Here is a 23,436-nt window from a genome sequence, read left to right on the forward strand (position 1 = left end):
GGAGCACCGCGACGGACCGGGGCGGACGGGGCGGACGGGGCGTCGGCGGTGGCGCGGGGGATGACGCTCGTCGCGTCGCCCGAGTCCGGCGCGGAGCCGATCGAGGACGGCGAGACGGCACCGGCCGGGAGGATCGCGGTCGCGTTCTCGGGGCGCAGCACGGCCGTGCGGTACTGCCCGGTCGCGCGCTGCTGGACGCCCGACATGTGGTCGAGCATCTCGCGGGCGTCGCGCGGTCGGTCCTCGGGGTCGCGGGCCGTCGACCAGGCCACGAGGTCGTCGAGCTCCGGCGGGATCCCGGGCGTCGACGCGCTCGGGGCCGGCACGGTGTCGTTGGCGTGCTGGTAGGCGATCTGCATCGGCTGGTCGCCCTTGTAGGGCTGCTCGCCGGTGAGCATCTCGTAGAGCATGATGCCGAGCGCGTAGATGTCGCTGCGCGAGTCGGCGGACCCGCGGGTGACGAGCTCGGGGGAGAGGTAGGCGATGGTGCCGAGGAGCGCCGCGCCGGTCGCGGTGTTCGCGGTCGTCGCACGGGCGAGCCCGAAGTCGCCGAGCTTGATGCGCCCGTCGTCGGCGAGCAGGACGTTCTCGGGCTTGAGGTCGCGGTGCACGATCCCGGCGCGGTGCGCCGAGGCGAGACCGGCGAGGACGGCCCGGAGGATGTCGGTCGCCTGCTCGGGCGTGAGCGCGTGGTGCTCCTGCAGGAGGTCCCGGAGCGTGATGCCCGGGATGTACTCCATGACGATGTACGCGGTGTCGTCCTCGGCACCCTGGTCGTAGACGCCGACGAGGTTCGGGTGGGAGAGCCGGGCGGCCGACCGGGCCTCCTGGATGAAGCGCTCCCGGAACGCCTGGTCGTCGGCGAGGTGTCCGTGCATGATCTTGATCGCGACCCGGCGCTCGAGCCGGACGTCGGTCGCGAGGTACACCGTGGCCATGCCGCCGCGGGCGATCCGCGAGCGCACGCGGTACCGCTGGTCGATCATGCGACCGATCATGGGGTCCGTGGCGTTGGTGGTCATCGGCGGCATTCTACGAAGCCGTCCTGGTCGGGCCCGCGCTGACGCACCGGTCGTTACCCGATCTCGATCTCGAGGATGAGTCGGGTCGGCCGACCGACCGGCTGCGCGTGTCCGCTACGGACGTCGGGGTCAGAGCGTGGCCAGGAGCGACTTCGCGGTCTGTTCCCACTTCGCGTACTCGCCCGGGTACGCGGAGACCTGCACGGCCTGCGCTGCGTCGGTCAGGGCCATGCCCGACCAGTTCGGGATCGCGAGCAGGCCGCGGGTCTTGCCCGGGTTGCCCTTGAAGAAGAGGCGCGTGGCCGAAGCCGGGTCCTGCAGCGTGGCCTTGTCGCCCCAGCCCTGGCTCGGACGCTGCTGGAAGAGGCCGACCGAGTCGCGGTCGCCGTTCGGCAGGTTGCGCAGGCTCGACTCCTGGAGCGCGGCGGCGAGGGCGATGACGATCCCGCGCTCCGGCACCCCCATGGACCGACCGACCGAGACGATCGTGGCCGCGTTCGCGCGCTGCTCGGCGGAGAGCGCGACCCCGTTGACGCTGGACTGGACGGGGCCGGCGACGGCGACGGTCGTCGGCGCGGACGCCGTCACGGTGGACGCCGGGAGCACGAGGGTCTTGCCCGCGTAGATCGTGCTCGTGTAGGTCAGGCCGTTCGCCGACAGGAGCGCCTTCACCGACACCCCGTTCGCCGTGGCGATCGCGGCGATGGTGTCGCCGGTCCGGATCTGGACGCTGCCGGCCCGCGCCGGAGCGCTCGCGGCGGCCGGTGCTGCGGTCGCCGCCGGAGCCGGGGTGGCCGAGACCGGCGCCGGGGCGGACGCGCCCGGGACGGTCAGGGTCTGGCCGGGGTAGATCGTGGAGCGCTGCGACAGGTTGTTCGCGCTGAGCAGCGCCGAGGTGGAGACCCCCACGCGCGCGGCGATCGCGGACACCGTGTCGCCCTGCTTGACGTGGTAGCTGCCCGTGGCGCTCGCGGTCACGGTGGACGCCGGGCGGGCCGGCGCTGCTGCCGGGGCCGCGGGCTGCGACGCCAGGTGCAGGGTCTGGCCCGGGTGGATGATCGTGTTCCAGCCGAGGCCGTTGCGCACGAGGACGTCCTGCGCGGACAGCCCGAAGCGGGACGCGATGCCGGAGATGGTGTCGCCCTGGCGGACCGTGTACGTGGTCGGCGCCGCCGACACCGACGCGACCGTGGAGACGGTGGCCTGGCCGGGGCGCGCGACCGCGGTGCCGAAGACCGGGCGGTCCCCGACGTTGCGGTCCTGGTCGACCTGCCGCTTCTTCGCGGCGTCGTCGTCGTGTCGGGGCTCGGCGTGGGCGATCGGACCGGTGAGGCCGGCCGTCACCGCGATCGTGCCCGCGAGGACGATGGGCATGGTGGCGAACCGGGCGGATCGTGCGCGCCGGGCGACTTCGTCTGCAGCGTTGTCCACGGGTTTCTCCTGTCTGGGGTGAGCCGTCCTCGCGCGTGCGAGCACTCACAGGTGACTCCACGCTGGCATGGCGTGATTCCCAAGTCAACCAGAGAGTCGAGTGGGGTGCATGTGACTCGTGTGACGAACGAGACCGACGGCACCGGGCGTCTCCTCTGGCACGATGGGTCCGTGAGTGCTGCACCGATCGACGACACGACCCTCTCCGAGCGCTGGCTGACGGTCCCCGACCTGGTGGACATGCTGAGCACCAGCCCGGGGCGCATCCACCGCCTGTTCGAGCAGAAGACTCTGCTCGCCGCCCGGGTCGGTGGTGTCCTCCGGGTCCCGAGCGAGTTCCTGGACGGCCGCGAGCCCCTGCCCGAGCTGCGCGGGACGCTCGTCGTCCTCGGCGACAACGGCTTCACCGACGACGAGGCCGTGCGCTGGATGCTGTCCGAGGAGCCCGCCCTGGGGACCTCGCCGATCGCGGCGCTGCGCGCCGGCCGCAAGGCCGAGGTGCGCCGCGTCGCCCAGTCGCTGCTCTGAGGGACAGTCGCTGCTCTGACGGGCAGTCGCTGCCCTGACGGGCAGTCGCTGCTCTGACGGGCAGTCGCTGCCCTGACGGACCGACCGAAGACGGACGGGAGGCGCGTGGCGACCTCGCCACGCGCCTCCCGTCCGTCGGTGGGTCGCGTCCCGGGCCGCGCGTGCGTCGCTAGGCGACCCGGCGGCTGACCGTGTCGGCCAGCGCGAGGAGCTGGTCGCGCGCGGACGGCGTGAGCGGGGTCGCCTCGAGCGCGGTCTTCGCGCGGTGCACGTGCCGTTCGATCGAACGCTCGACCGCGGCGACCGCGCCGGACTCGGTGAGCGTCGCGCGGAGCATCTGCACCTGCGCCTCGTCGAGCTCCGGGTCGCCGAGGAGCTCGTCGAGGAGCTGCCGTGGGCCGGAGGACAGCGCCTTGCGGGCCGAGGCGATGAGGACGGTGCGCTTGCCCTCGCGGAGGTCGTCGCCCGCGGGCTTGCCGGTCACCTCGGGGTCACCGAAGACGCCGAGCAGGTCGTCCCGCAGCTGGTACGCGACGCCGAGGGGGAGGCCGAACGAGCGGAGGCCGTCGAGCTGGGCCTCGGACGCACCGGCGACCAGGGCGCCGATCACGAGCGGGGCCTCGATCGAGTACTTCGCCGACTTGAAGACGATGACGCGTTGGGCGCGGACGAGGTGCTCGGACTCGTCGATCGACGGCCAGGCGGTCTCCTCGTGGACGTCGAGGTACTGACCGGCCGTGACGTCGAGCCGCATCGCGTGGAACTCCCGCCGCACGATCCGGGCACGGGCGGGGTCGAGCAGGGCCAGGCCCTCGTCGAAGACCGCGTCGCTCAGGGAGAGCAGCAGGTCGCCGAGCAGGAGCGCGGAGTTCGTGCCGTAGAGGGAACGGTCACCGGCCCAGCCGGACTCGGCGTGCAGTGACTCGAACCGGCGGTGCGCCGCGGGGCGCCCGCGACGGGTGTCGGAGCGGTCCATGATGTCGTCGTGCACGAGGGCTGCGGCGTGGAAGACCTCGAGCGCGGCGGCGACGGTGACGATCGCCTCGGCGGTGGTCTGCCGGGACCCCTCGGCCAGGGGGTCGAAGGAGCCCGACCGGCCCGCCACCGACTGCCATCCCCAGTAGCAGAACAGCGCCCGGAAGCGCTTGCCGCCGGACAGCAGGTCCCGCGCGTACCGGTCGAACGGCGCGAGGTCCGGGCTGATCGCGAGGAGCCGCTCACGCTGCTCGTCGAGGGCCCGTTCCACCCGTGCCGAAACGAGGTCCACTAATCGCGTACTCTCAGCCACGGTCCCTACCCTAGTGGAGCGGCTGAGACGTAGACTCGGTCCACTTCCGGCGGTGGTGCCGACCTGACTCCACCGACCCGCACGAACGGGCCGTGACCTCGGTCGAGCCGGAGCAACCAGTGCCCGTCACGACCGGTGCGAGCACGACCAGCGGTCACCAGGACAGCATCCCCAGGAACAGAGGGAAACAAGATGCCACTCTCGGAGCAAGAGCAGCGCCTCCTCGAGGAGATGGAGCGTAGCCTCTACCAGAACGACTCCGACTTCGTGGCGCGCGTCACGCGTCGCCAGGGCCGTCCGAGCTACACGACGATCACCATCGGGGTGCTCGGTGCCCTCGTCGGGATCGCCGTCCTCGTCCTCGCGCTCGTCCTCAAGCAGCCGTTGCTCGGTCTGCCCGGCTTCGTCGTGATGCTCGCCGGCGTGCTCTACGCGCTGCGTCCGGGCATGCGCATGCCGAAGGCCGGGGCCGGTGCGCCGCGCGCCGGGTCCTCCGCGCCGGGTCGCCCCGCGCGTCCCGCATCGTCGGGCGGGTCCTTCATGGACCGGCTCAACGAGCGCTGGGACAAGCGCAACGATCCCGGGCAGCAGTAGCCGCTCCTCCACACGCCTCCACGGGGCCGGTCCTTCGGGACCGGCCCCGTTCGTCGTTCCCGGGGGTGGGGTGACGGACGGGAGGCGCGGGGCGGGGCCGACCCGCGCCTCCCGTCCGGCGCGCCCTCCGACCGCCACCGACCTGTGGAAGTCCTCCACTTCCCTCCACGCGCGCCACCGCGCGCCCGATCGCCGTGTCTGCGCGGATCGGTGCCGCTCGTCCCCACCGCCGGGGCGCTCCAGGGGCCCCCAGAACGGGGGATCCGGGCAGATCGGGGAGCCCTGACCGTTCCGCGGGGAGCGAAGTGGAGTAAAGTGGGGAACACGACGGTCCGGTGGAGCGGAGGGGAGGCCCCGACGTGTTGCTCGGTACCCATGCCCCGAAGCTCGACGAGAAGGGTCGCGTGATCCTCCCCGCCAAGTTCCGGGACGAACTGTCCGGCGGGCTCGTGATGACCCGTGGACAGGAGCGTTGCGTCGTCGTCTACAGCGCGGACACGTTCGAGCAGCTGCACGAACGGATCCGCACCGCACCGATGACGTCGAAGCGCACCCGGGACTACATGCGCCTGTTCCTCTCCGGAGCGAGCGCGGAGACCCCGGACAAGCAGAACCGCGTCACGATCCCGCAGAACCTCCGCGAGTACGCGGGGCTCGAGCGGGACCTCACGGTCATCGGCAGCGGTGACCGTGCCGAGATCTGGTCGACCCCCGCGTGGGAGGCCTACTACGCAGAGGTCGAAGAGGGCTTCGCCGACAACGACGAGGAGGTGATCCCGGGGATCTTCTGATCCGCGGATCGGGACTCCCAGCCGTGGTGCCCTGACACACCTTCCCCGGTGTCAGGTCGCATGGATGGGGATCCGGGTGCGTGGCCCAGGAGGCCGAGGGGCTGCACATGGCCGAAGACCAGCCGAAGTTCCCGCACACGCCGGTGATGCTGCAGCGCATCGTCGACCTGTTCACACCGACCCTCGAGGGGCCGGGCAAGGTCGTCGTCGACGCCACGCTCGGCATGGGCGGACACTCCGAGGCGCTCCTCGAGCGCTTCCCGGAGCTGACCCTGATCGGGCTCGACCGCGACACCGACGCCCTCGGCATCGCGGGGGAGCGGCTCGCCCGCTTCGGCGACCGCGTGCGCCTCGTGCACACGGTCTACGACGGCATCGTCGACGCGGTCGAGGGTGAGGGGTTCCGCGAGGTCGACGGCGTGCTGTTCGACCTCGGCGTCTCGTCGCTCCAGCTCGACCGGGCGGAGCGCGGCTTCGCCTACAGCCAGGACGCACCGCTCGACATGCGCATGGACCGGACCGAGGGGCAGACCGCCGCCGACGTCCTGGCGACCTACGACGAGGGCGAGCTGCGCCGCATCTTCCAGCGCTACGGCGAGGAGAAGCTCGCCGGGCGGTACGCCAAGGCGATCGTCGCCCGTCGAGCCGAGCGGCCGTTCGAGATGTCCGGTGACCTCGTCCAGGTCCTGCACGACGCCACCCCGGTGGCCGTGCAGCGCCAGGGACACCCGGCCAAGCGCGTCTTCCAGGCGCTCCGCATCGAGGTGAACGCCGAACTGGCCGTGCTCGAGCGGGCGATCCCGGCGGCGCTCGACACGATCGCGGTCGGTGGTCGGATCGTCGTCGAGTCGTACCAGTCGCTCGAGGACCGCCTGGTGAAGCGAGCGCTCGTCGCCCGCACCACCTCGAGCGCGCCGGCCGACCTGCCGGTCGAGCTCCCCGAGCACGCCCCCACCTTCTCCCTGGTCGTCAAGGGCGCGGAACTGGCCGACGAGGCCGAACGCGCCGCCAACCCCCGTGCCATCCCCGTGCGCCTGCGCGCGGCCGAGCGGATCCGGAAGTGACATGAGCACGAACCTCGCACTCGTCGACCCTGTCGTCGCCCCGTCGCGTGCCCCGCGCCCGTCCCGCCACGACCGGCCGGAACTGGTCGAGGTCGCGCCCACGAAGGCCCAGCGCCGGGCACGGCCGCGCATCGCGTACGCCGTGGTCGCGGTGGCGTCGCTCGGCATCCTGCTGCTCGCGCAGCTCGGCATCAGCATGGTGCTCAGCCAGGGCGCCTACACGCTGTCCTCGCTCGGCGCCGAGCAGACGAAGCTCTCGCGGACGCAGCAGTCGCTGTCCGAGGACCTCCGGGTGCTCGACTCGCCGCAGAACCTCGCCCGCAACGCGCAGGCCCTCGGGATGATCGCGAACTCCACGCCGGTGTACCTCGACCCGAAGACCGGGCAGGTCTACGGGACGCCGACCCCGGCCGCCCCCGACGAGGCGACCGCGAGCACGGCGAACCAGGTGCCGAACGCACTGCTCGACCCGGTGCCGCTCGCCGCGGGCAAGGGCGACACCGCCACGAGCAAGGAGAACGGCGACGCCGCACCGGCGCCGACCGACGCCGCGACGACGGGCACCACGGGCTCCGCCGCCGGGACCGCCTCCGGCGCCGGCGCCACGAGCGGTGCCGCTGGGAAGACCGCGGGCGCCAGCGCGTCGGGCGGGGCATCGTCCGCGCCCGACGTAGAGTCCGACCCGAACCAGCTCCAGGCGCCCTCGACGCGGTGACCTGCGGCCCGGGACACGCCGTGACGTGGACCCCGGGCACCCTGACGCACCACACGGGAAGGACCGCACCGCGTGACCAAGACGATCCGCAGCCGACGACTGCGCTACAGCGTCGTGATGATCGCCGTCATCGCCCTCGTGGCGGTCTTCGTGATCCGCCTGGTCGACATCCAGGTCGTCCAGGCCGCCGACCTCAACGAGCAGTCGAAGGCCAAGCGCAGCATCCCGGTGACCATCTACGGCACCCGTGGCGAGATCGTCGACCGCAACGGCGTCGAGCTGGCCGACAGCGTGAACCGCTACAACATCACGACCGCACCGCGGCTCGTCAAGGACTTCCGGGGGACCCTCGGCGGCACCCGCGTCAAGGACGTCACGGTCGACGAGGCCCTGCGCGCGATCGCGAAGGCGTCCGGCGGCGACGTCGCGACCATGCAGAAGAACGTCGCGGCCGACCCGCGGTCCGACTTCGCCTACCTGGTCAAGGGCCTCGACGTGAAGCGGTACGAGGCGGTGCGCGAGCTCGAGGTGCCCTGGGTCTACCCGGAGCAGCAGTCGGCCCGCATCTACCCGACCGGCGCGACGGCCGGTGCCCTGACCGGGTTCATGGGGACCGACGGCGCCCAGGCCGGGCTCGAGTACTCCTACAACGCGTGCCTCGCGGGGCGCAACGGCTCCGAGACCTACGAGCGCGGTGAGGACGGCGTCCAGCTGCCCGGCAGCACCGTGACGAAGACGCAGGCCAAGGACGGCGGCACGCTGCAGACCACGATCGACAGCGACCTGCAGTACATGGCCCAGCAGACGATCGCGTCCGCCGCCAAGGACCTGCAGGCCGAGTCGGCGACCGCGACCGTCACGAGCGTGAAGACCGGGGAGCTGCTCGCCGTCGCCGACTACCCGACGGTGGACCCGAACGACGTCGACGCGACGAAGGACACGGGGGCGTACGGCTCCCGCGCGCTGACCGCCACGTACGAGCCGGGATCGACCATCAAGGCCGCGATCGCCGCGGCGCTCATCAACGAGGGCAAGTCGAGCCCGACCGACCGTGCGGTCGTCCCCTACTCGCGTTCGTTCCCGTGGGGTGGCAAGATCCAGGACTCGGAGTTCCACCCGACCGAGAACCTGACGCTCACCGGCATCCTGCAGAACTCGTCGAACGTCGGCATCACCGAGCTCGGTGAGCGCCTGTCGCAGCAGCAGCGCTACGAGTACATGAAGAAGTTCGGGCTGTTCGAGCCCGAGTCGGCCATCCAGTACCCGGGCCAGCCGTCCATGCAGTACGGCGCGAGCCCGGACTGGAGCAGCCAGACGAACATCAACTCGATGTTCGGCCAGGGCATCTCGACGACCGCGGTCCAGGTGGCGAGCGTGTTCCAGACGCTCGCGAACAACGGGGTCCGGATCCCGCTGCACATGGTCAAGGGCTGCCAGACGGCCGACGGCAAGACCATCGACGCGCCCGACGTGCAGGGCCAGCAGGTCGTCTCGCCTGCGGCCGCGAACCAGACCGTCAAGATGCTGCAGAGCGTCGTCACGGGCGGCACGCTCGTCGGCATGAAGCCGATCTCGGGCTACAACGTGGCCGCGAAGACCGGTACGGCCGAGGTCGCCGAGGGCTCGAAGGGCTACGGCGGTCAGCGCATCACGTCGGTGGCCGGAATGGCACCCGCCGAGGACCCCCAGTATGTTGTCACGGTGACGTTCACGAAGCCGCAGACCAACAAGTGGTCCAGCGGAGCGGCTCCGGCGTTCCGAACTCTCATGTCCCAGGTGCTCGAGAAGTACCGAGTAGCCCCCTCCACGGCCGAGGCGCAGCTGTACCCGTCCACGTGGTGAGGAAGAAGGAGCACTTGTCCGCACGGATCCCCCCGGTCCTCCGACCCGAACACCCGACCCCGAGGAGCGTGGCCGAACTCGCGAACGCGTTCGGCATGCGCGTCGTCGGCACGGTCGACGCCGTCGAGGCGACGGGCGTCACCCTGAGCGCCGCCGAGGTGCAGCCGGGTGACCTGTTCGTCGGTGTGCACGGTGCGAACCGGCACGGCGCGCAGTTCGCCGCCGAGGCCGCCGAGCGCGGTGCCGTCGCCGTCCTGACCGACGCCGAGGGCGTGGCACTGGCCGAGCCCGCGGGCCTGCCGGTGCTCGTGGTCGAGGACCCCCGTGCCGCACTCGGCGACGTCTCGGCCTGGGTCTACCGCACCCACCCGGACGAGGCCACCGACCTGCCGCAGCTGTTCGCCACGACCGGCACGAACGGCAAGACGAGCACGTCGTACATCCTCGAGGGCATCCTCAAGCAGCTCGGCCTCGTGTCCGGCCTGAGCTCGACCGCGGAGCGTCACATCGGGTCGCTCAGCGTGACGAGCCGGCTGACCACGCCCGAGGCGAGCGAGATGCACGCCCTGCTCGCCCGCATGCGCGAGTCCGAGGTCCGCGCGGTCGCCGTCGAGGTGAGCGCCCAGGCCCTCAGCCGGCACCGCGTCGACGGCATCGTCTTCGACGTCGCCGGGTTCACCAACCTGTCGCACGACCACCTCGACGACTACGCCGACATGGAGGAGTACTACCAAGCGAAGCTCCCGCTGTTCCAGCCCGAGCACGCCCGTCGCGGCGTCGTCTCGCTGGACACCGACTGGGGCCACCGCGTGGTGCAGGACTCCCGCATCCCGGTCACCACGATCACGGTGCACCCGGACGTCGAGGCCGAGTGGCACGTCGACATCGTCTCGGCGCAGGCCGCGTACACCGAGTTCCGCCTGACCGGGCCCGAGGGCCGCGCGCTCACCACGCGGGTGCCGCTCATCGGCTGGCACATGGCCGCCAACGCGGCGCTCGCGATCGTCATGCTGGTCGAGGGCGGCTTCGAGCTCGGGGCGATCGCCCAGGCGCTCGAGTCGGGCCACCGCCGCTACCCGGACGAGACCGAGGACGGCCCCCGCGTCAGCGCGATCGAGTGCTACCTGCCGGGCCGCACCGAGCGCGTCTCGGGTGAGCACGGCCCGAGCGTGTACGTCGACTTCGGGCACTCGCCCGACGCCTTCGAGAACACCCTCGCGGCCGTCCGGCAGTTCACCCCCGGCCGGGTCCTGATGCTGTTCGGCGCCGACGGCGACCGCGACACGACGAAGCGCGCCGCCATGGCCCGCGTCGCCGCAGCCGGGTCGGACATCCTGGTCGTCACCGACCACCACCCGCGCTTCGAGGACGCCGCGAGCATCCGCAAGACCCTGGTCGACGCCGCACGCGAGGCGTTCCCCGACCACGAGACCTACGAGGTCAGCCCGCCCGAGGCCGCGATCCGCAAGGCCGTGAGCCTGCTCGGCGAGGGCGACTCGATCCTGTGGGCCGGACCCGGCCACCAGGACTACCGCGACATCCAGGGCGTCCGCACGCCGTACTCCGCCCGCGACGAGGCCCGCCAGGCGCTCCGCGAGGCCGGCTGGGAGCCGAACAGCGGCCCCACGGAGGAGATCCGATGATCGCCCTGACCCTCGCCGAGATCGCCGCCGCGATCGGCGGCGAGCTCGTCAGCGGTGCCCCGGAGCAGGTCGTCGACGGCAGCGTCGAGACCGACTCCCGCCTGGTCGGACCGGGCAGCGTGTTCTTCGCGCTGCTCGGCGAGGAGACCGACGGCCACCGCTTCGTCCCCGCCGCCGCGACCGCCGGTGCCGCCCTCGTCGTCACCGAGCGTGCCGTCGAGCTGCCCGAGGGCTCCGACACCGCCCAGGTCGTCGTGGCCGACGGCTACGCCGCCCTCGCCGCGCTCGCGCACGAGGTCGTCGCCCGCGTGCGCGCCTCGAGCGCCGACCGGACCGACGAGCACGGCGCCCCGGCACCGCTCCGCGTGGTCGGGATCACCGGTTCGAACGGCAAGACGAGCACGAAGAACATGCTCCGCACGATCCTCGCCACCCAGGGTGAGACGGTCGCGCCGCAGGGGTCGTTCAACAACCACGTCGGCGCGCCGATCTCGATGCTCGGGATCACGCACGACACGCGCTTCCTCGTGGTCGAGATGGGCGCGAGCGGCAAGGGCCACATCGCGAAGCTCGTGTCGATCGCCGAGCCCGACGTCGGCGTCGTCCTCAAGGTCGGACTCGCGCACGCCGGTGAGTTCGGCGGCATCGAGGCGACCCAGCGCGCCAAGTCCGAGATGGTCACCGACCTGCCGGCCACCGCGACGGCCCTGCTCAACGTCGACGACGACCGTGTCGCGTCCATGCGCGCGGTCACCGACGCCCGTGTGGTCGGCTTCGGCACGTCCGCCGGGGCGGACTACCGCATCGGCGGCATCGAGACGGACCGCAGCGGCACCCGCTTCACGCTCACCGCGCCTCCCGTCCCGTCGGAGGCCGCGGCAGACCACCCGGCCGACACGGCACCGGTCCCCGAGACCGTCGACGTCCGCCTCGCCATCCTCGGCGAGCACCACGCGATGAACGCGTCCGCCGCCCTGACCGTCGCGCACCTGTGGGGCGTGCCGCTCGCCGAGGGTGCTGCGGCGCTCGCGTCGATGACGCGCGCCGAGCGCTGGCGCATGGAGCTGCTCCGGGGCGGCCCCGAGGGCGTGACCGTCATCAACGACGCCTACAACGCGTCGCCCGACTCGACGGCGGCTGCACTGCGGACCCTCGCGCAGGTCGTGCGACCGGGGGAGCGCTCCGTCGCCGTGCTCGGCGAGATGGCCGAGCTCGGCGAGTTCTCCGTCGAGGAGCACGACCGCATCGGTCGGCTCGTCGTGCGGCTCGGCATCGGCCAGCTCGTGGTCGTCGGCCGCGGCGCGCTGCCCATCCACCAGGCCGCCACCCTCGAGGGATCGTGGGACGGCGAGTCCGTGTACGCCGAGGACGTCGACGAGGCCGTCCGCACCCTGCAGGACATGCTGCGTCCCGGTGACGTCGTCCTGGTCAAGTCCTCGAAGTCCGCGGAACTGCGATTCCTCGGCGACCGCCTCGGAGGTGTCACCGAATGATCGCGCTCCTGATCGCCGGCGCCGTGTCGCTGGTGTTCACACTGCTGCTCACGCCGTTGTTCATCAAGCTGTTCCACCGTCTCGGGTGGGGGCAGTTCATCCGCGACGACGGCCCGCAGTCGCACCACACCAAGCGGGGCACCGCCACCATGGGCGGCATCGTCCTGATCCTCGGCGCGGTGCTCGGCTACTTCGTCGGGCACCTCGTCGGCCGTGACTCGGTCACGCTCTCCGGGCTGCTCGTGCTGTTCCTCATGGTCGGCCTCGGGTTCGTCGGGTTCATCGACGACTTCCTCAAGGTCCGCCGCCAGCGCAGCCTCGGGCTCGGTGGCTGGGCGAAGGTCCTCGGGCAGGTGATCGTCGGCGTCGTGTTCGCGACGATCGCGCTCGTGGTCCCGACCGGCAACGGCAAGCCCCCGGCGTCCACGATGATCTCCGCGATCCGGGACGTCCCGTGGCTCGACTTCATGGCGCTCGGCACCGTGATCGGCACGATCCTGTTCCTCGCGTGGATCGTCCTGCTGACCGTGTCGACCTCGAACGGCGTCAACGTCGCCGACGGGCTCGACGGCCTGGCGACCGGGTCGAGCATCCTCGCGATCGGGTCCTACGTCATCATCGGGTTCTGGCAGTCGAACCAGATCTGCGGCGGCATCCGGCTCGACGAGACGACGCGCGCCGCCTGCTACAGCACCTCGGACCCGCTCGACCTCGCGGTCGTCGCGGCGGCCGTGTGCGGAGGCCTGATCGGCTTCCTCTGGTACAACACCTCGCCCGCGCAGATCTTCCTCGGTGACACCGGCTCGCTCGGCCTCGGCGGTGCCCTTGCCGGGCTCGCGATCCTCAGCCGCACCGAGCTCCTGCTCGTCCTCATCGGCGGTCTGTTCTTCATCGTCACCGGATCGGTCATCCTGCAGCGCGCGTACTTCAAGATCACGCACGGCAAGCGCATCTTCCGGATGAGCCCCCTGCACCACCACTTCGAGCTCAAGGGCTGGGCCGAGGTCACCGTCGTCGTCCGCTTCTGGATCATCGCGGGGCTGTGCGTCGCGGCCGGGGTCGGACTCTTCTACCTGGAATGGATCGCACGAGTTGGTTGACGCCCGTACGGAAGGTCTCGACAGCTGGTACGCCGAGGGGTGGAAGGGCCTGCGGGTCGCGGTCCTCGGGCTCGGTGCCACGGGCTTCTCGGTCGCGGACACGCTCGTCGAACTCGGCGGTGCCGTGACGGTCTACGCGCCGGACGGTCCCGCCGACACGGTCGAGCTGCTCGACGTGATCGGGGCGAGCTTCGAGCGCACCCCGCTCGACGCCGTGCCCGCCGCGCTCGAGCAGCAGGCGCCGGACCTGGTCGTCGTCTCGCCGGGCCTGCCGCCGCACAACGCCACCGTCCGGTGGGCCGTCGAGCACAGCACGGTCTGGGGCGACGTCGAGCTCGCCTGGCGCGTGCGCGACAAGGTCGTCCGCGGTCCGATCGCCGCGCCGTGGGTGACCATCACGGGCACGAACGGCAAGACCACGACGACGCAGCTCACGACCGCGATGTTCCAGGCCGCCGGGCTGCGCGCGGTCGCGTGCGGGAACATCGGGGTGCCGGTGCTCGACGTCGTGCGCGACCCCGAGGGCTTCGACGTCCTGGTGGTCGAGCTGTCGAGCCACCAGCTGCACTACATGCCGACGACCGGTGACGGCGCGGTCGTCCCGCTCGCGAGCGCCTGCCTGAACATCGCCGACGACCACCTCGAGTGGCACGGCTCCGCCGAGGCCTACCGCGCGGCGAAGGCCAAGGTCTACGAGCGCTCCGTGATGGCGTGCGTCTACAACACCGCGGACGCCGCGACCCGTCGCATGGTCGAGGAGGCCGACGTGGTCGAGGGCTGCCGTGCGGTCGGCTTCACGCCCGGGGTCCCCGCAGCCGGCGACGTGGGCATCGTCGACGACGTGCTCTGCGACCGGGCCTTCACCGAGGACCGGCGGAACAGCGCGCTCGAGCTGGCGACCGTCGCCGACCTCGAGGCCGCCGGGCTCGGGAGCCCGCACATGACCATGAACGTGCTCGCCGCGGCGGCCCTGGCCCGCGCGGCCTCGGTCGAGCCGGCGCACATCCGGTCCGCGGTGCAGGGTTTCCACGCCGACCACCACCGCACCGAGCACGTCGCGACCGCGGACGGCGTCACGTGGGTCGACGACTCGAAGGCGACGAACCCGCACGCGGCCACCGCGTCGCTCGCGTCGTTCGACACCGTCGTGTGGGTCGTCGGCGGTCTGTTCAAGGGCGTCGACGTCGGCGGGCTCGTCGAGCGCTTCGGCCCCGACGTCCGTGCGGTCGTCGTGATCGGCACCGACCGGACCCCCGTGCTCGAGGCATTCGCGCGACACGCGCCCGCGGTCCCGGTCCTGCAGGTCCAGGCGACGGACACTGATCAGGTCATGCCCGAGGCGGTCCGGCATGCCGCATCGGTCGCGCGACCGGGCGACACGGTCCTCCTCGCCCCGGCTGCGGCGTCGTTCGACCAGTTCGAGTCCTACGCCGACCGAGGGCGCCGATTCGCGGCGGCGGTCCACGAACACCTGGGAGGCACAGCCGATGGCGACCACGGATCTCCCGAACGGGCGTAGCTCCCGGCAGACGACGGCTCCGGGCACGACCGGTCGGCCGACGGGGACGGGTGCGTCCCGGCCCGCTGTCCCGTCCCGGTCCACGGGTGCCGGCTCCTCCCGGCGCCCGAACGGCGCGGTCGTCGCGGTCAAGAACGTCTTCGTCGCCGAGTCGAGCACCTTCTACACGATCCTCGGCATCACGCTCTTCCTGGTCGTCTTCGGCGTCGTGATGGTGCTGTCCTCGTCGAGCGTCGAGCAGTACGCCAAGACGCACGACTTCTTCGGGGCGGCCTCGCGCCAGGGTCTGTACGCGGTGCTCGGCGTCCCGCTCATGCTCGTCGCCAGCAGGGTCCCGGCCCGGCTGTGGCGCAAGTGGGCGATGCGCATCCTCGGTGCCGCGCTCGCCCTGCAGCTGCTCGTGTACACGCCCCTCGGCATCGAGGTGCAGGGCAACCGGAACTGGGTCGGCTTCGGCTCGTTCACCGCCCAGCCCTCCGAGGCGATCAAGCTCGCGCTGGCCCTCGGCATCGGCGCGATCATGTACGTCAAGCGCGACAAGCTCGAGGACTGGAAGGAGATCTTCGTCCCGGTCGGCATCGCCACGGTGCTGCCGCTCGGCATGGTCCTGCTCGGCGGCGACCAGGGCACGGCGATGATCATGCTCATCCTGGTGCTCGGCGGCCTCTACATCGGCGGCGCCCGTGCGCGGCACCTGCTCGTGATCCTCGGCTCGATCGCGGTCGTGCTGCCGTTCGTCACGATGGCGTCGGCCTCGCGCCAGACCCGCATCAGCGCGTGGCTCTCCGGCTGCACCGACTCGAACCAGTACCAGGACCTGTGCTGGCAGCCCGTCCACGGCATGTGGGCGCTCGCCTCCGGTGGCGTCTTCGGCGTCGGGCTCGGCAACTCGAAGGCGAAGTGGTCCTGGCTGCCCGAGGCGGACAACGACTACATCTTCGCGATCATCGGCGAGGAACTCGGTCTCGTCGGCGCGGTCGTCGTGCTGGCCCTGTTCGTGGTGCTCGCGGTGAGCATGGTCAAGGTCATCCGCCAGTCGAACGACCCCTTCGTCCGCACCGTCACGGGCGCGATCGTCGCGTGGATCATCGGCCAGGCGCTCGTCAACATCGCCGTCGTGCTCGGGCTGCTCCCCGTGCTCGGCGTGCCACTCCCACTCATCTCGGCCGGTGGGTCGGCGCTCATCATGACGCTCGCCGCCATCGGCGTCGTGCTGTCCTTCGCGCGTGACCTGCCCGGCAAGGGCCGGGGCACCGGGGCCAGCGGCACCGACCGGTCCCTGCCGTCGAACGGCTTCGCACCACAGAACGGAACGCTCCGGTGACCACCTACCTCTTCGCCGGCGGCGGCACCGCCGGGCACGTCAACCCGCTGCTCGCCGTGGCCGACCGCCTGACCGAGCGCGACCCGGACGCCCGCGTGCTCGTGCTCGGGACCGCCGAGGGCCTCGAGTCGCGGCTCGTCCCGATGCGCGGCTACGAGCTCCTGACGATCCCGCGCCTGCCGTTCCCGCGGAAGCCGAACGCCGCTGCGCTGCGCTTCCCCGGCCGGTTCGCCGCAGCCGTGCGGCAGACCGAGCGCTACATCCGCGAGCACGGGGTCGACGTGGTCCTCGGTGTCGGCGGGTACGCGGCCGCCCCCGCGTACGTCGCGGCCAAGCGCACCGGCACCCCGATCGTCGTGCACGAGCAGAACGCCAAGCCCGGCCTGGCGAACCGCCTCGCGGCCTTCCTGACGTCGCACGTCGGGCTCACCTTCTCGAACACCCGGCTCCGGCACGGCCGGGTCGTCGGCATGCCGCTCCGCCGCGAGATCGAGTCGCTGGACCGACGGGCGCGGCGCGACGAGGGCCTCGCCGAGTTCGGCCTCGACCCGGCCCGCCCGGTGCTGCTCGTCACGGGCGGGTCCTCCGGGGCGCGGAGCATCAACCAGACGGTGAACCGGTCGGCGGCGACGATCGTCGGCGCCGGGTGGCAGGTGCTGCACGTCGTCGGTGGGAAGTCGGACATCGGGCCGAGCGACCTCGACGGCTACCACGTGCTGCCGTACTGCGACCGGATGGACCTGGCGTACGCCGCGGCGGACTTCGTCGTCTCGCGCGCCGGTGCCGGGATGGTGTGCGAGCTCACCGCGGTCGGCCTGCCGAGCGTCCTGGTGCCGTACCCGGTCGGCAACGGCGAGCAGCGGCACAACGCGGCCGACGTCGTCGGGGCCGGGGGAGCGGTGCTCGTCGCGGACGGGGAATTCGACGAGGACTGGGTGACGTTCCAGCTGCTCGGCATCCTGCAGGACCGCGCACGCATCGCCGACATGGCGGTCCGCGCGGGCAGCGTCGGACACCGCGACGGTGCCGACCGGATGACCGACCTCGTCCGGGACGCCGAGCGCGCCTCGAGCACCACCAGCACCACGGAGGAACGATGACCATCAAGCCGGACCTGACCCAGCCGATCCCGGACGACCTCGGCACGGTCCACTTCGTGGGCATCGGTGGCTCCGGCATGAGCGGCATCGCACGCATGTTCCTGGCCGCCGGGCACCGCGTGACGGGCAGCGACTCCCGCGAGACCGCGACGACGGCCACGATGCGCGACCTCGGCGCCGAGGTGCACATCGGCCACGACGCGGCGAACGTCGGCGCTGCCGACACGATCGTCGTCACGAGTGCGCTCTGGCCGGACAACACCGAGCTGCTCGAGGCGCAGCGTCGCGGCCTGCCGGTGCTGCACCGGTCGCAGGCCCTCGCCGCGCTGATCGCCGAGCACCGCCTCGTCGCCGTCGCGGGTGCGCACGGCAAGACCACCTCGACGGGGATGATCGTGACCGCGCTCGTCGAGCTCGGCCTCGACCCGAGCTTCGTCAACGGCGGGGTCATCCAGTCGCTCGGCACGAGCTCCGCCCCGGGCAGCAGCGACCTGTTCGTGGTCGAGGCCGACGAGTCGGACGGCTCCTTCCTGCTCTACGACGTCGCGGTCGCACTCATCACGAACGTCGACGCGGACCACCTCGACCACTACGGCAGCGAGGAGGCCTTCATCGAGGCCTTCGTCACCTTCGCGGGCAAGGCGCGCGAGCGCATCGTCGTGTCGAGCGACGACGCGGGCGCGAAGCGGGTCACCGAGGGTGTCCGAGCGCTCGAGCACGCCCCCGAGGTCGTCACGTTCGGCGAGGCCGCCGACGCCGACGTCCGGATCGAACGCATCGTCGAGGCCGCGAGCGTCGAGGTGGACCTCCGTGCCGACGGCCGGAGCCACCACCTGACGCTCCGCGTGCCGGGTCGCCACAACGCCGTGAACGCGGTCGGCGCCTTCGCGGTGCTCACCGGACTCGGGGTGGCTCCGGCCGACGCGATCCGCGGCATCGAGGCGTTCGGCGGGACCGAGCGGCGCTTCGAGCTGCACGGTGTCGAGCGCGGCGTGTCGGTGTACGACGACTACGCGCACCACCCGACCGAGGTCGCCGCGGCCCTCCGTGCCGCGCGCAACGTCGTGGGCGACGGCCGGATCATCGCGATCCACCAGCCGCACCTGTACTCCCGCACCCGCCTGATGGCCGGCGACTTCGCGAAGGTCTACGAGGAGCTCGCCGACCACACGGTCGTGCTCGACGTGTACGGCGCCCGCGAGGACCCGGAGCCCGGCGTCACCGGTGCCCTCGTGCAGGAGCGCTTCGCCGACCAGTCGCGCGTCGAGTTCCTGCCCGACTGGGACGAGGCGGCGGCCCGTGCCGCCGCGGTCGCCCGTGACGGCGACATCATCATGACGCTCAGCTGCGGCGACGTGTACCGGATCATCCCCCAGGTGCTCGAGGCGCTCGGCAAGTGAAGCGTCCCGAGGGCTTCGACGAGCGTCCGGACCACCCGGACGCCCCGGCCGACGGTGCCGACGCGCCACGGCAGCGTCGTGGTCCCCGGATCCCGCGGCGTGCGTCCCGCGCGGTGCCGGCGGACGGCCGGGAGGCGCAGCCCGCTCCCGCCCCGTCAGCCGCGGTCCCCGAGACGGCGGGTCGACCGCCCGGTGCCGCACCCGACGCCGGGCACGACGAGCAGGCGTCGGCCGACGGCGGGTCGGTGCGGGACCGCGCCGGTGCCGCCGCGGGCGTCGCCGGCCGCCGGCTCGGCGCCGGGCTGTCCTCGGTCGCCGAACGACTCCGCGGGTACGCTCCCGACGAGGAGCACCGTCCCGCCGGGTCCGGCCGTGCCGAGCACGCCGACGACGACCGGGGCGACGGGGGACGCGACCACGTCGCGACCGTCACCGACGTGCTCGACGCGCACCGCGCCTCCCGGCCGTCCGACGACCACGAGGACCACGCGACCCCGATCGGTGCCGGTGTCCGTGCCGCCGAGACGGCGCGCGAGGCGCGCGTCGCGAAGCGTCGGCGCCGGCTGCTCGAGCGCAACGAGGTGCGCCGGTTCACCCGGCGCTCCCGGCACCGCCGCGCCGCCTGGACCACGGCGGCCGCGGTCGTCGTGGTCTTCGGCGCCTCGTTGCTCGTGGCGGTCTACTCGCCGCTGATGGCGTTGCAGACGATCGAGATCAAGGGGACGAACCGCGTCGACGAGACCGCGCTGCGCCAGGCGCTGTCCGCGCAGCTCGGCACGCCGCTCGCCCGCCTCGACCTCGGCGAGGTCAAGCGCGAGGTCGCCGGGTTCCCGCTCATCGAGAGCTACGTGACCGAGGAGGTCCCGCCGCACACGCTCGTGGTGACGGTGACCGAGCGCACGCCCGTCGTCGCGGTGCAGTCCGGCAGCGCGTTCGACCTGGTGGACCCGGCCGGCATCGTCGTGCAGTCGTCGCCCTCGCGGCCGGACGGGGTGCCGCTCGCCGACGTGTCGCGCGCGAAGCTCGGGTCGCCGGTGTTCCGCACGATGACCGAGGTGGTGCTCGCGCTGCCGTCGGCGGTGCGGTCGCAGGTGACCGACCTGCGCGCCTCGACGGCCGACGACGTGACGCTCACGCTGCGCGACGGGTCGAACGTCGTGTGGGGGAGCCCGGAGGACTCCGAGGCGAAGGCGGCGCTGCTCGCCGCGCTCGTCAAGGACCACGAGGGCCGCGCCCCGGGGACGCCGGTCGAGTACGACGTGTCCGCGCCGGACAACGGGATCGTCCGCGCGAAGCAGTGAGCCGGGCGACGGGATCGTCCGCGCGGAGCAGTGAGCCGGGCGACGGGATCGTCCGCGCGGAGCAGTGAGCCGGGCCGCACGGCCCGGGTGGCGGGGCGTGCGGCGGACCGACCGCTGGCGGCTGGTCCGGGTGCCGGAATTGCGGAACCCGAATGACGACACGCGGCGTGGCGGGGCGACAGGGCTCCCGGGGCACCCGTAGCGTCGTCGGAGCACCACATCTACCAGCAAGACCCCTGAACTTCAAGTAGAGGTTGAGGGTTTCGACCGGAGGCCCGACTGACGTGACCACGAACCACAACTACCTCGCCGTCATCAAGGTCGTCGGCGTCGGCGGCGGCGGCGTGAACGCCGTGAACCGCATGATCGAGCTCGGCCTCCGCGGCGTCGAGTTCATCGCGATCAACACCGACGCCCAGGCGCTCCTGCTCAGCGACGCCGACGTGAAGCTCGACGTGGGTCGTGAGATCACGCGCGGCCTCGGTGCCGGCGCGGACCCCGAGGTCGGCCGTCGTGCCGCCGAGGACCACGCCGAGGAGATCGAGGAAGCCCTCGCGGGCGCCGACATGGTCTTCGTCACCGCAGGCGAGGGCGGCGGCACCGGTACGGGTGGTGCGCCGGTCGTCGCGCGCATCGCGAAGTCGATCGGCGCGCTCACCATCGGCGTCGTCACGAAGCCGTTCAGCTTCGAGGGCAAGCGTCGCCAGTCCCAGGCCGAGAACGGCGTCGCCGGACTCAAGGACGAGGTCGACACGCTCATCGTCGTCCCGAACGACCGCCTGCTCGAGATCTCCGACCGCGGCATCTCCATGGTCGAGGCCTTCGCGACCGCCGACCAGGTGCTGCTCGCCGGCGTGCAGGGCATCACCGACCTCATCACGACCCCGGGTCTGATCAACCTCGACTTCGCCGACGTCAAGTCGGTCATGCAGGGCGCCGGTTCCGCGCTCATGGGCATCGGTTCGTCCCGCGGGGCCGACCGGGCGATCAAGGCCGCCGAGCTCGCCGTGGCCTCGCCCCTGCTCGAGGCCTCGATCGACGGTGCGCACGGTGTGCTGCTCTCGATCCAGGGTGGGTCGAACCTCGGCATCTTCGAGATCAACGACGCCGCGCGCCTGGTGCAGGAAGCGGTCCACCCCGAGGCCAACATCATCTTCGGTGCCGTCATCGACGACACCCTCGGCGACGAGGTCCGCGTGACCGTCATCGCCGCCGGCTTCGACGGCGGCGAGCCGAGCGCACAGCAGAAGGAGCGTCGCTCGAGCTGGGTCGACCCCGAGGGCGGCTCGTCCGCTCCCGCGTCCAGCGGTGCGACCGGTTCGATCGAGGACACCGCGACCAGCACGCCGTCGTGGGCCTCGCAGCAGCACGAGGCGCCGGCGCAGCGCGCCGCCGACCCGGCCTTCGACGGCGACGACGAACTCGACGTCCCCGACTTCCTCAAGTAAGGAACGATGGCAGCCGACTTGCGCCTCCCGTCCGCCTCGTCACCCGACGACGGACGGGAGGCGCGTGCTGTGTCCGGTGGTGACGACGCGCTCGCGACGCGGCTCGCGACGGTGCGCGGCAGCATCGCCGACGCGGCACGCGTCGCGGGACGCAGCGTCGACGAGCTGACGCTCGTCGTCGTCACGAAGTACCACCCGGCGTCGCTCGTCCGCGACCTGGCGGCGCTCGGCGTCACCGACGTGGGGGAGAACCGCCACCAGGAGGCGCAGGCGAAGGCCGCGGAGCTCGCCGACCTCGGGCTGACCTGGCACTTCGTCGGCCAGCTCCAGTCGAAGAAGGCGCGGCAGGTCCGCCGCTACGCCGACGTGGTGCACTCGCTCGACCGGGACTCCGTCGTCGACGCCTTCGCGCCGACCGAGGCCGAGCCCGACCCGCGCGTCGTCGACGGCTTCGTGCAGGTGAACCTCACCGACGACCCGGGCCGTGGCGGCGTGCAGCCCGACGCCGTCGAGGCCATGGTCGAGCGGGTGCTCGCGACCGGGACCGTCCGCCTGCGCGGTGTGATGGCGGTCGCGCCGCTCGAGGGGTCGCCCCGCGCCGCGTTCGCCCGACTGCGGACGATCTCGGAGCGGGTGGCGTCGCTGGCGCCCGGCGCGACCGACATCTCCGCGGGGATGAGCGGTGACCACGCCGAGGCGATCGCCGAGGGCGCGACACACCTGCGGATCGGGACCGCAATCACGGGAAACCGACCGGTCGCGCCCTAGCCTCGTGGCAGGGCACCCACGAGCAAGCACGACCGGAGGAACCATGGCCAACCCGCTCAAGAAGACGATGGTCTACCTCGGCCTCGCCGACGAGGAACTGTACGAGGACGAGCAGCAGGAAGCTCCCGCGCAGCAGCGGCAGCACGCCGCTCCCGCCCCCGCCGCAGCTCCGTCGGTGGCGCCCGTGCAGGAGACCCCGGCACCCGCGGCCGCTCCGGCAGCGGCACCCGCGGAGCCCAAGACGCACACCCACCAGCGCGGCGCCCAGGTCACCCCGCTCCGCCGCTCGCACACGACCGCACAGAAGGCGACCCCGGTCCAGGAAATGAACGAGATCCTCACCGTCCACCCGCGCGAGTACAAGGACGCCCAGTCCATCGCCGAGAGCTTCCGCGACGGGATCCCCGTCATCATCAACCTCTCGCAGATGACCGAGACCGACGCCCGCCGCATGATCGACTTCGCGTCGGGGCTGTCCCTCGGGCTGTACGGCAAGATCGAGCGCGTGACCAACAAGGTCTTCCTGCTGTCGCCCGCCCACGTCGCGGTGAGCGGCGAGCCGGCTGAGGTAGAGTCCGACATCGAGGCGTCCTTCTTCGCCCAGTCCTGAGCCGGCCCCCGGTTCACCCGCCCCCGTGCGGCCGTCGGTCTGACGGGCGCACCCGAGCCGAGCGAGCCCCATCGTGTCACTGGTCTTCGGGATCCTGTCCTTCGCCCTCCTCCTCTACTTCTTCGTGATGTGGGGCCGGTTCGCGCTCGACATCGTGCAGGCGTACAACCGGTCGTGGCGTCCCCGGGGCGGCGTGCTCGTGCTCTCGGAGTTCGTGTACACCGTGACCGACCCGCCGATCCGGGCCGTGCGCAAGCTCCTCCCGCCGTTGCGGATGGGGCCGGTCGCACTCGACTTCGGGTGGACCATCGTCATGCTCGTCGTGATCATCCTCCGGGTGATCGTCGGCACGCTCGCCCGGTCGTTCTGACCGGATCGGTCCCGACACGCGCCACGCCGGGGCCCGGACACCGTTCCGGGCACGGTGTCGGTGTACGGTGGTCGGGATCGAGGCC

Annotated in this window: 21 protein-coding genes; 18 read left to right on the forward strand and 3 right to left on the reverse strand. The window is 72.1% G+C overall.

Features of this window, described 5'->3' with window-relative positions; translation table 11 throughout:
* Together BEP24_RS04805 and BEP24_RS04810 are read right to left on the reverse strand one after the other, a co-directional pair.
* On the reverse strand, window positions 1-1,022 hold a 1,022-nt coding region (locus BEP24_RS04805), incomplete at its 3' end, for a protein kinase (protein WP_141693352.1).
* Window positions 1,023-1,151: 129 nt separating this feature from the next.
* Entirely contained in the window at window positions 1,152-2,453 is a 1,302-nt protein-coding gene (locus BEP24_RS04810) for a LysM peptidoglycan-binding domain-containing protein (RefSeq protein ID WP_253181571.1), read from the reverse strand.
* 171 nt (window positions 2,454-2,624) lie between these two features.
* Between BEP24_RS04810 and BEP24_RS04815 the strand changes: the two genes are divergently transcribed.
* The gene (locus BEP24_RS04815; protein ID WP_253181572.1) at window positions 2,625-2,981 is read left to right on the forward strand and encodes an Rv2175c family DNA-binding protein; all 357 of its coding nucleotides are present in this window, start codon (window positions 2,625-2,627) and stop codon (window positions 2,979-2,981) included.
* A gap of 169 nt (window positions 2,982-3,150) precedes the next feature.
* Here BEP24_RS04815 and BEP24_RS04820 read toward each other — a convergent pair whose 3' ends face one another.
* Complete coding sequence (locus BEP24_RS04820) at window positions 3,151-4,269, reverse strand: polyprenyl synthetase family protein (RefSeq protein ID WP_065960844.1); 1,119 nt, start codon at window positions 4,267-4,269, stop codon at window positions 3,151-3,153.
* Between the two features lie 192 nt (window positions 4,270-4,461).
* Between BEP24_RS04820 and BEP24_RS04825 the strand changes: the two genes are divergently transcribed.
* From BEP24_RS04825 to BEP24_RS04905, 17 genes are all read left to right on the forward strand, one after another.
* The gene (locus tag BEP24_RS04825; RefSeq protein ID WP_065960846.1) at window positions 4,462-4,863 is read left to right on the forward strand and encodes a DUF3040 domain-containing protein; all 402 of its coding nucleotides are present in this window, start codon (window positions 4,462-4,464) and stop codon (window positions 4,861-4,863) included.
* Between the two features lie 359 nt (window positions 4,864-5,222).
* Window positions 5,223-5,654 (forward strand): division/cell wall cluster transcriptional repressor MraZ, encoded by a 432-nt coding sequence (gene mraZ / locus BEP24_RS04830; RefSeq protein WP_065960850.1) that lies wholly within the window; start codon window positions 5,223-5,225, stop codon window positions 5,652-5,654.
* 107 nt (window positions 5,655-5,761) lie between these two features.
* On the forward strand, window positions 5,762-6,718 hold the full coding sequence (gene rsmH / locus BEP24_RS04835; RefSeq protein WP_065960933.1) for a 16S rRNA (cytosine(1402)-N(4))-methyltransferase RsmH: 957 nt from the start codon (window positions 5,762-5,764) through the stop codon (window positions 6,716-6,718).
* A 1-nt stretch (window position 6,719) separates the two neighbouring features.
* On the forward strand, window positions 6,720-7,433 hold the full coding sequence (locus tag BEP24_RS17410; protein WP_065960852.1) for a hypothetical protein: 714 nt from the start codon (window positions 6,720-6,722) through the stop codon (window positions 7,431-7,433).
* 72 nt (window positions 7,434-7,505) lie between these two features.
* Window positions 7,506-9,275 (forward strand): penicillin-binding protein 2, encoded by a 1,770-nt coding sequence (locus tag BEP24_RS04845; protein ID WP_083230083.1) that lies wholly within the window; start codon window positions 7,506-7,508, stop codon window positions 9,273-9,275.
* 14 nt (window positions 9,276-9,289) lie between these two features.
* Window positions 9,290-10,918: a UDP-N-acetylmuramoyl-L-alanyl-D-glutamate--2,6-diaminopimelate ligase gene (locus tag BEP24_RS04850; protein WP_065960937.1), complete on the forward strand. Its 1,629-nt coding sequence runs from the start codon at window positions 9,290-9,292 to the stop codon at window positions 10,916-10,918.
* Entirely contained in the window at window positions 10,915-12,411 is a 1,497-nt protein-coding gene (murF, locus tag BEP24_RS04855; protein ID WP_065960854.1) for a UDP-N-acetylmuramoyl-tripeptide--D-alanyl-D-alanine ligase, read from the forward strand. The genes BEP24_RS04850 and murF overlap by 4 nt, the downstream gene beginning before the upstream one ends.
* Window positions 12,408-13,511: a phospho-N-acetylmuramoyl-pentapeptide-transferase gene (gene mraY, locus BEP24_RS04860; RefSeq protein ID WP_065960856.1), complete on the forward strand. Its 1,104-nt coding sequence runs from the start codon at window positions 12,408-12,410 to the stop codon at window positions 13,509-13,511. The genes murF and mraY overlap by 4 nt, the downstream gene beginning before the upstream one ends.
* On the forward strand, window positions 13,504-15,030 hold the full coding sequence (gene murD / locus BEP24_RS04865; RefSeq protein ID WP_065960860.1) for a UDP-N-acetylmuramoyl-L-alanine--D-glutamate ligase: 1,527 nt from the start codon (window positions 13,504-13,506) through the stop codon (window positions 15,028-15,030). The genes mraY and murD overlap by 8 nt, the downstream gene beginning before the upstream one ends.
* Window positions 14,999-16,354, forward strand: coding sequence for a putative lipid II flippase FtsW (gene ftsW / locus BEP24_RS04870; protein ID WP_083230084.1), 1,356 nt, complete (start codon window positions 14,999-15,001; stop codon window positions 16,352-16,354). The genes murD and ftsW overlap by 32 nt, the downstream gene beginning before the upstream one ends.
* Window positions 16,351-17,454, forward strand: coding sequence for a UDP-N-acetylglucosamine--N-acetylmuramyl-(pentapeptide) pyrophosphoryl-undecaprenol N-acetylglucosamine transferase (locus BEP24_RS04875; RefSeq protein WP_065960862.1), 1,104 nt, complete (start codon window positions 16,351-16,353; stop codon window positions 17,452-17,454). Before ftsW ends, BEP24_RS04875 begins: the two co-directional genes overlap by 4 nt.
* On the forward strand, window positions 17,451-18,854 hold the full coding sequence (gene murC, locus BEP24_RS04880) for a UDP-N-acetylmuramate--L-alanine ligase (protein WP_065960864.1): 1,404 nt from the start codon (window positions 17,451-17,453) through the stop codon (window positions 18,852-18,854). The genes BEP24_RS04875 and murC overlap by 4 nt, the downstream gene beginning before the upstream one ends.
* Window positions 18,851-20,155 carry an FtsQ-type POTRA domain-containing protein gene (locus tag BEP24_RS16880; protein ID WP_139197485.1) on the forward strand — a complete coding sequence of 435 codons (1,305 nt, stop codon included), beginning with the start codon at window positions 18,851-18,853 and terminating at the stop codon, window positions 20,153-20,155. The genes murC and BEP24_RS16880 overlap by 4 nt, the downstream gene beginning before the upstream one ends.
* Window positions 20,156-20,439: 284 nt before the next feature.
* Window positions 20,440-21,603, forward strand: a complete 1,164-nt coding sequence (ftsZ, locus tag BEP24_RS04890) for a cell division protein FtsZ (RefSeq protein WP_065960866.1) — start codon at window positions 20,440-20,442, stop codon at window positions 21,601-21,603.
* A 6-nt stretch (window positions 21,604-21,609) separates the two neighbouring features.
* Complete coding sequence (locus tag BEP24_RS04895; protein WP_083230085.1) at window positions 21,610-22,371, forward strand: YggS family pyridoxal phosphate-dependent enzyme; 762 nt, start codon at window positions 21,610-21,612, stop codon at window positions 22,369-22,371.
* A gap of 43 nt (window positions 22,372-22,414) precedes the next feature.
* Window positions 22,415-22,981 carry a cell division protein SepF gene (gene sepF, locus BEP24_RS04900; RefSeq protein ID WP_065960868.1) on the forward strand — a complete coding sequence of 189 codons (567 nt, stop codon included), beginning with the start codon at window positions 22,415-22,417 and terminating at the stop codon, window positions 22,979-22,981.
* 73 nt (window positions 22,982-23,054) lie between these two features.
* Window positions 23,055-23,351, forward strand: coding sequence for a YggT family protein (locus tag BEP24_RS04905; RefSeq protein ID WP_253181573.1), 297 nt, complete (start codon window positions 23,055-23,057; stop codon window positions 23,349-23,351).
* Window positions 23,352-23,436 lie beyond the last annotated feature (85 nt).

It is taken from the genome of Curtobacterium sp. UCD-KPL2560 (assembly GCF_001705035.1).
GTDB lineage: Bacteria > Actinomycetota > Actinomycetes > Actinomycetales > Microbacteriaceae > Curtobacterium.

Coding starts and splice junctions, on each gene's coding strand:
- BEP24_RS04825 (WP_065960846.1), top strand. CDS start 4,462: ATGCCACTCTCGGAGCAAGAGCAGCGCCTCCTCGAGGAGATGGAGCGT.
- rsmH (WP_065960933.1), top strand. CDS start 5,762: ATGGCCGAAGACCAGCCGAAGTTCCCGCACACGCCGGTGATGCTGCAG.
- BEP24_RS17410 (WP_065960852.1), top strand. CDS start 6,720: ATGAGCACGAACCTCGCACTCGTCGACCCTGTCGTCGCCCCGTCGCGT.
- murF (WP_065960854.1), top strand. CDS start 10,915: ATGATCGCCCTGACCCTCGCCGAGATCGCCGCCGCGATCGGCGGCGAG.
- mraY (WP_065960856.1), top strand. CDS start 12,408: ATGATCGCGCTCCTGATCGCCGGCGCCGTGTCGCTGGTGTTCACACTG.
- ftsW (WP_083230084.1), top strand. CDS start 14,999: ATGGCGACCACGGATCTCCCGAACGGGCGTAGCTCCCGGCAGACGACG.
- murC (WP_065960864.1), top strand. CDS start 17,451: ATGACCATCAAGCCGGACCTGACCCAGCCGATCCCGGACGACCTCGGC.
- BEP24_RS04895 (WP_083230085.1), top strand. CDS start 21,610: ATGGCAGCCGACTTGCGCCTCCCGTCCGCCTCGTCACCCGACGACGGA.
- sepF (WP_065960868.1), top strand. CDS start 22,415: ATGGCCAACCCGCTCAAGAAGACGATGGTCTACCTCGGCCTCGCCGAC.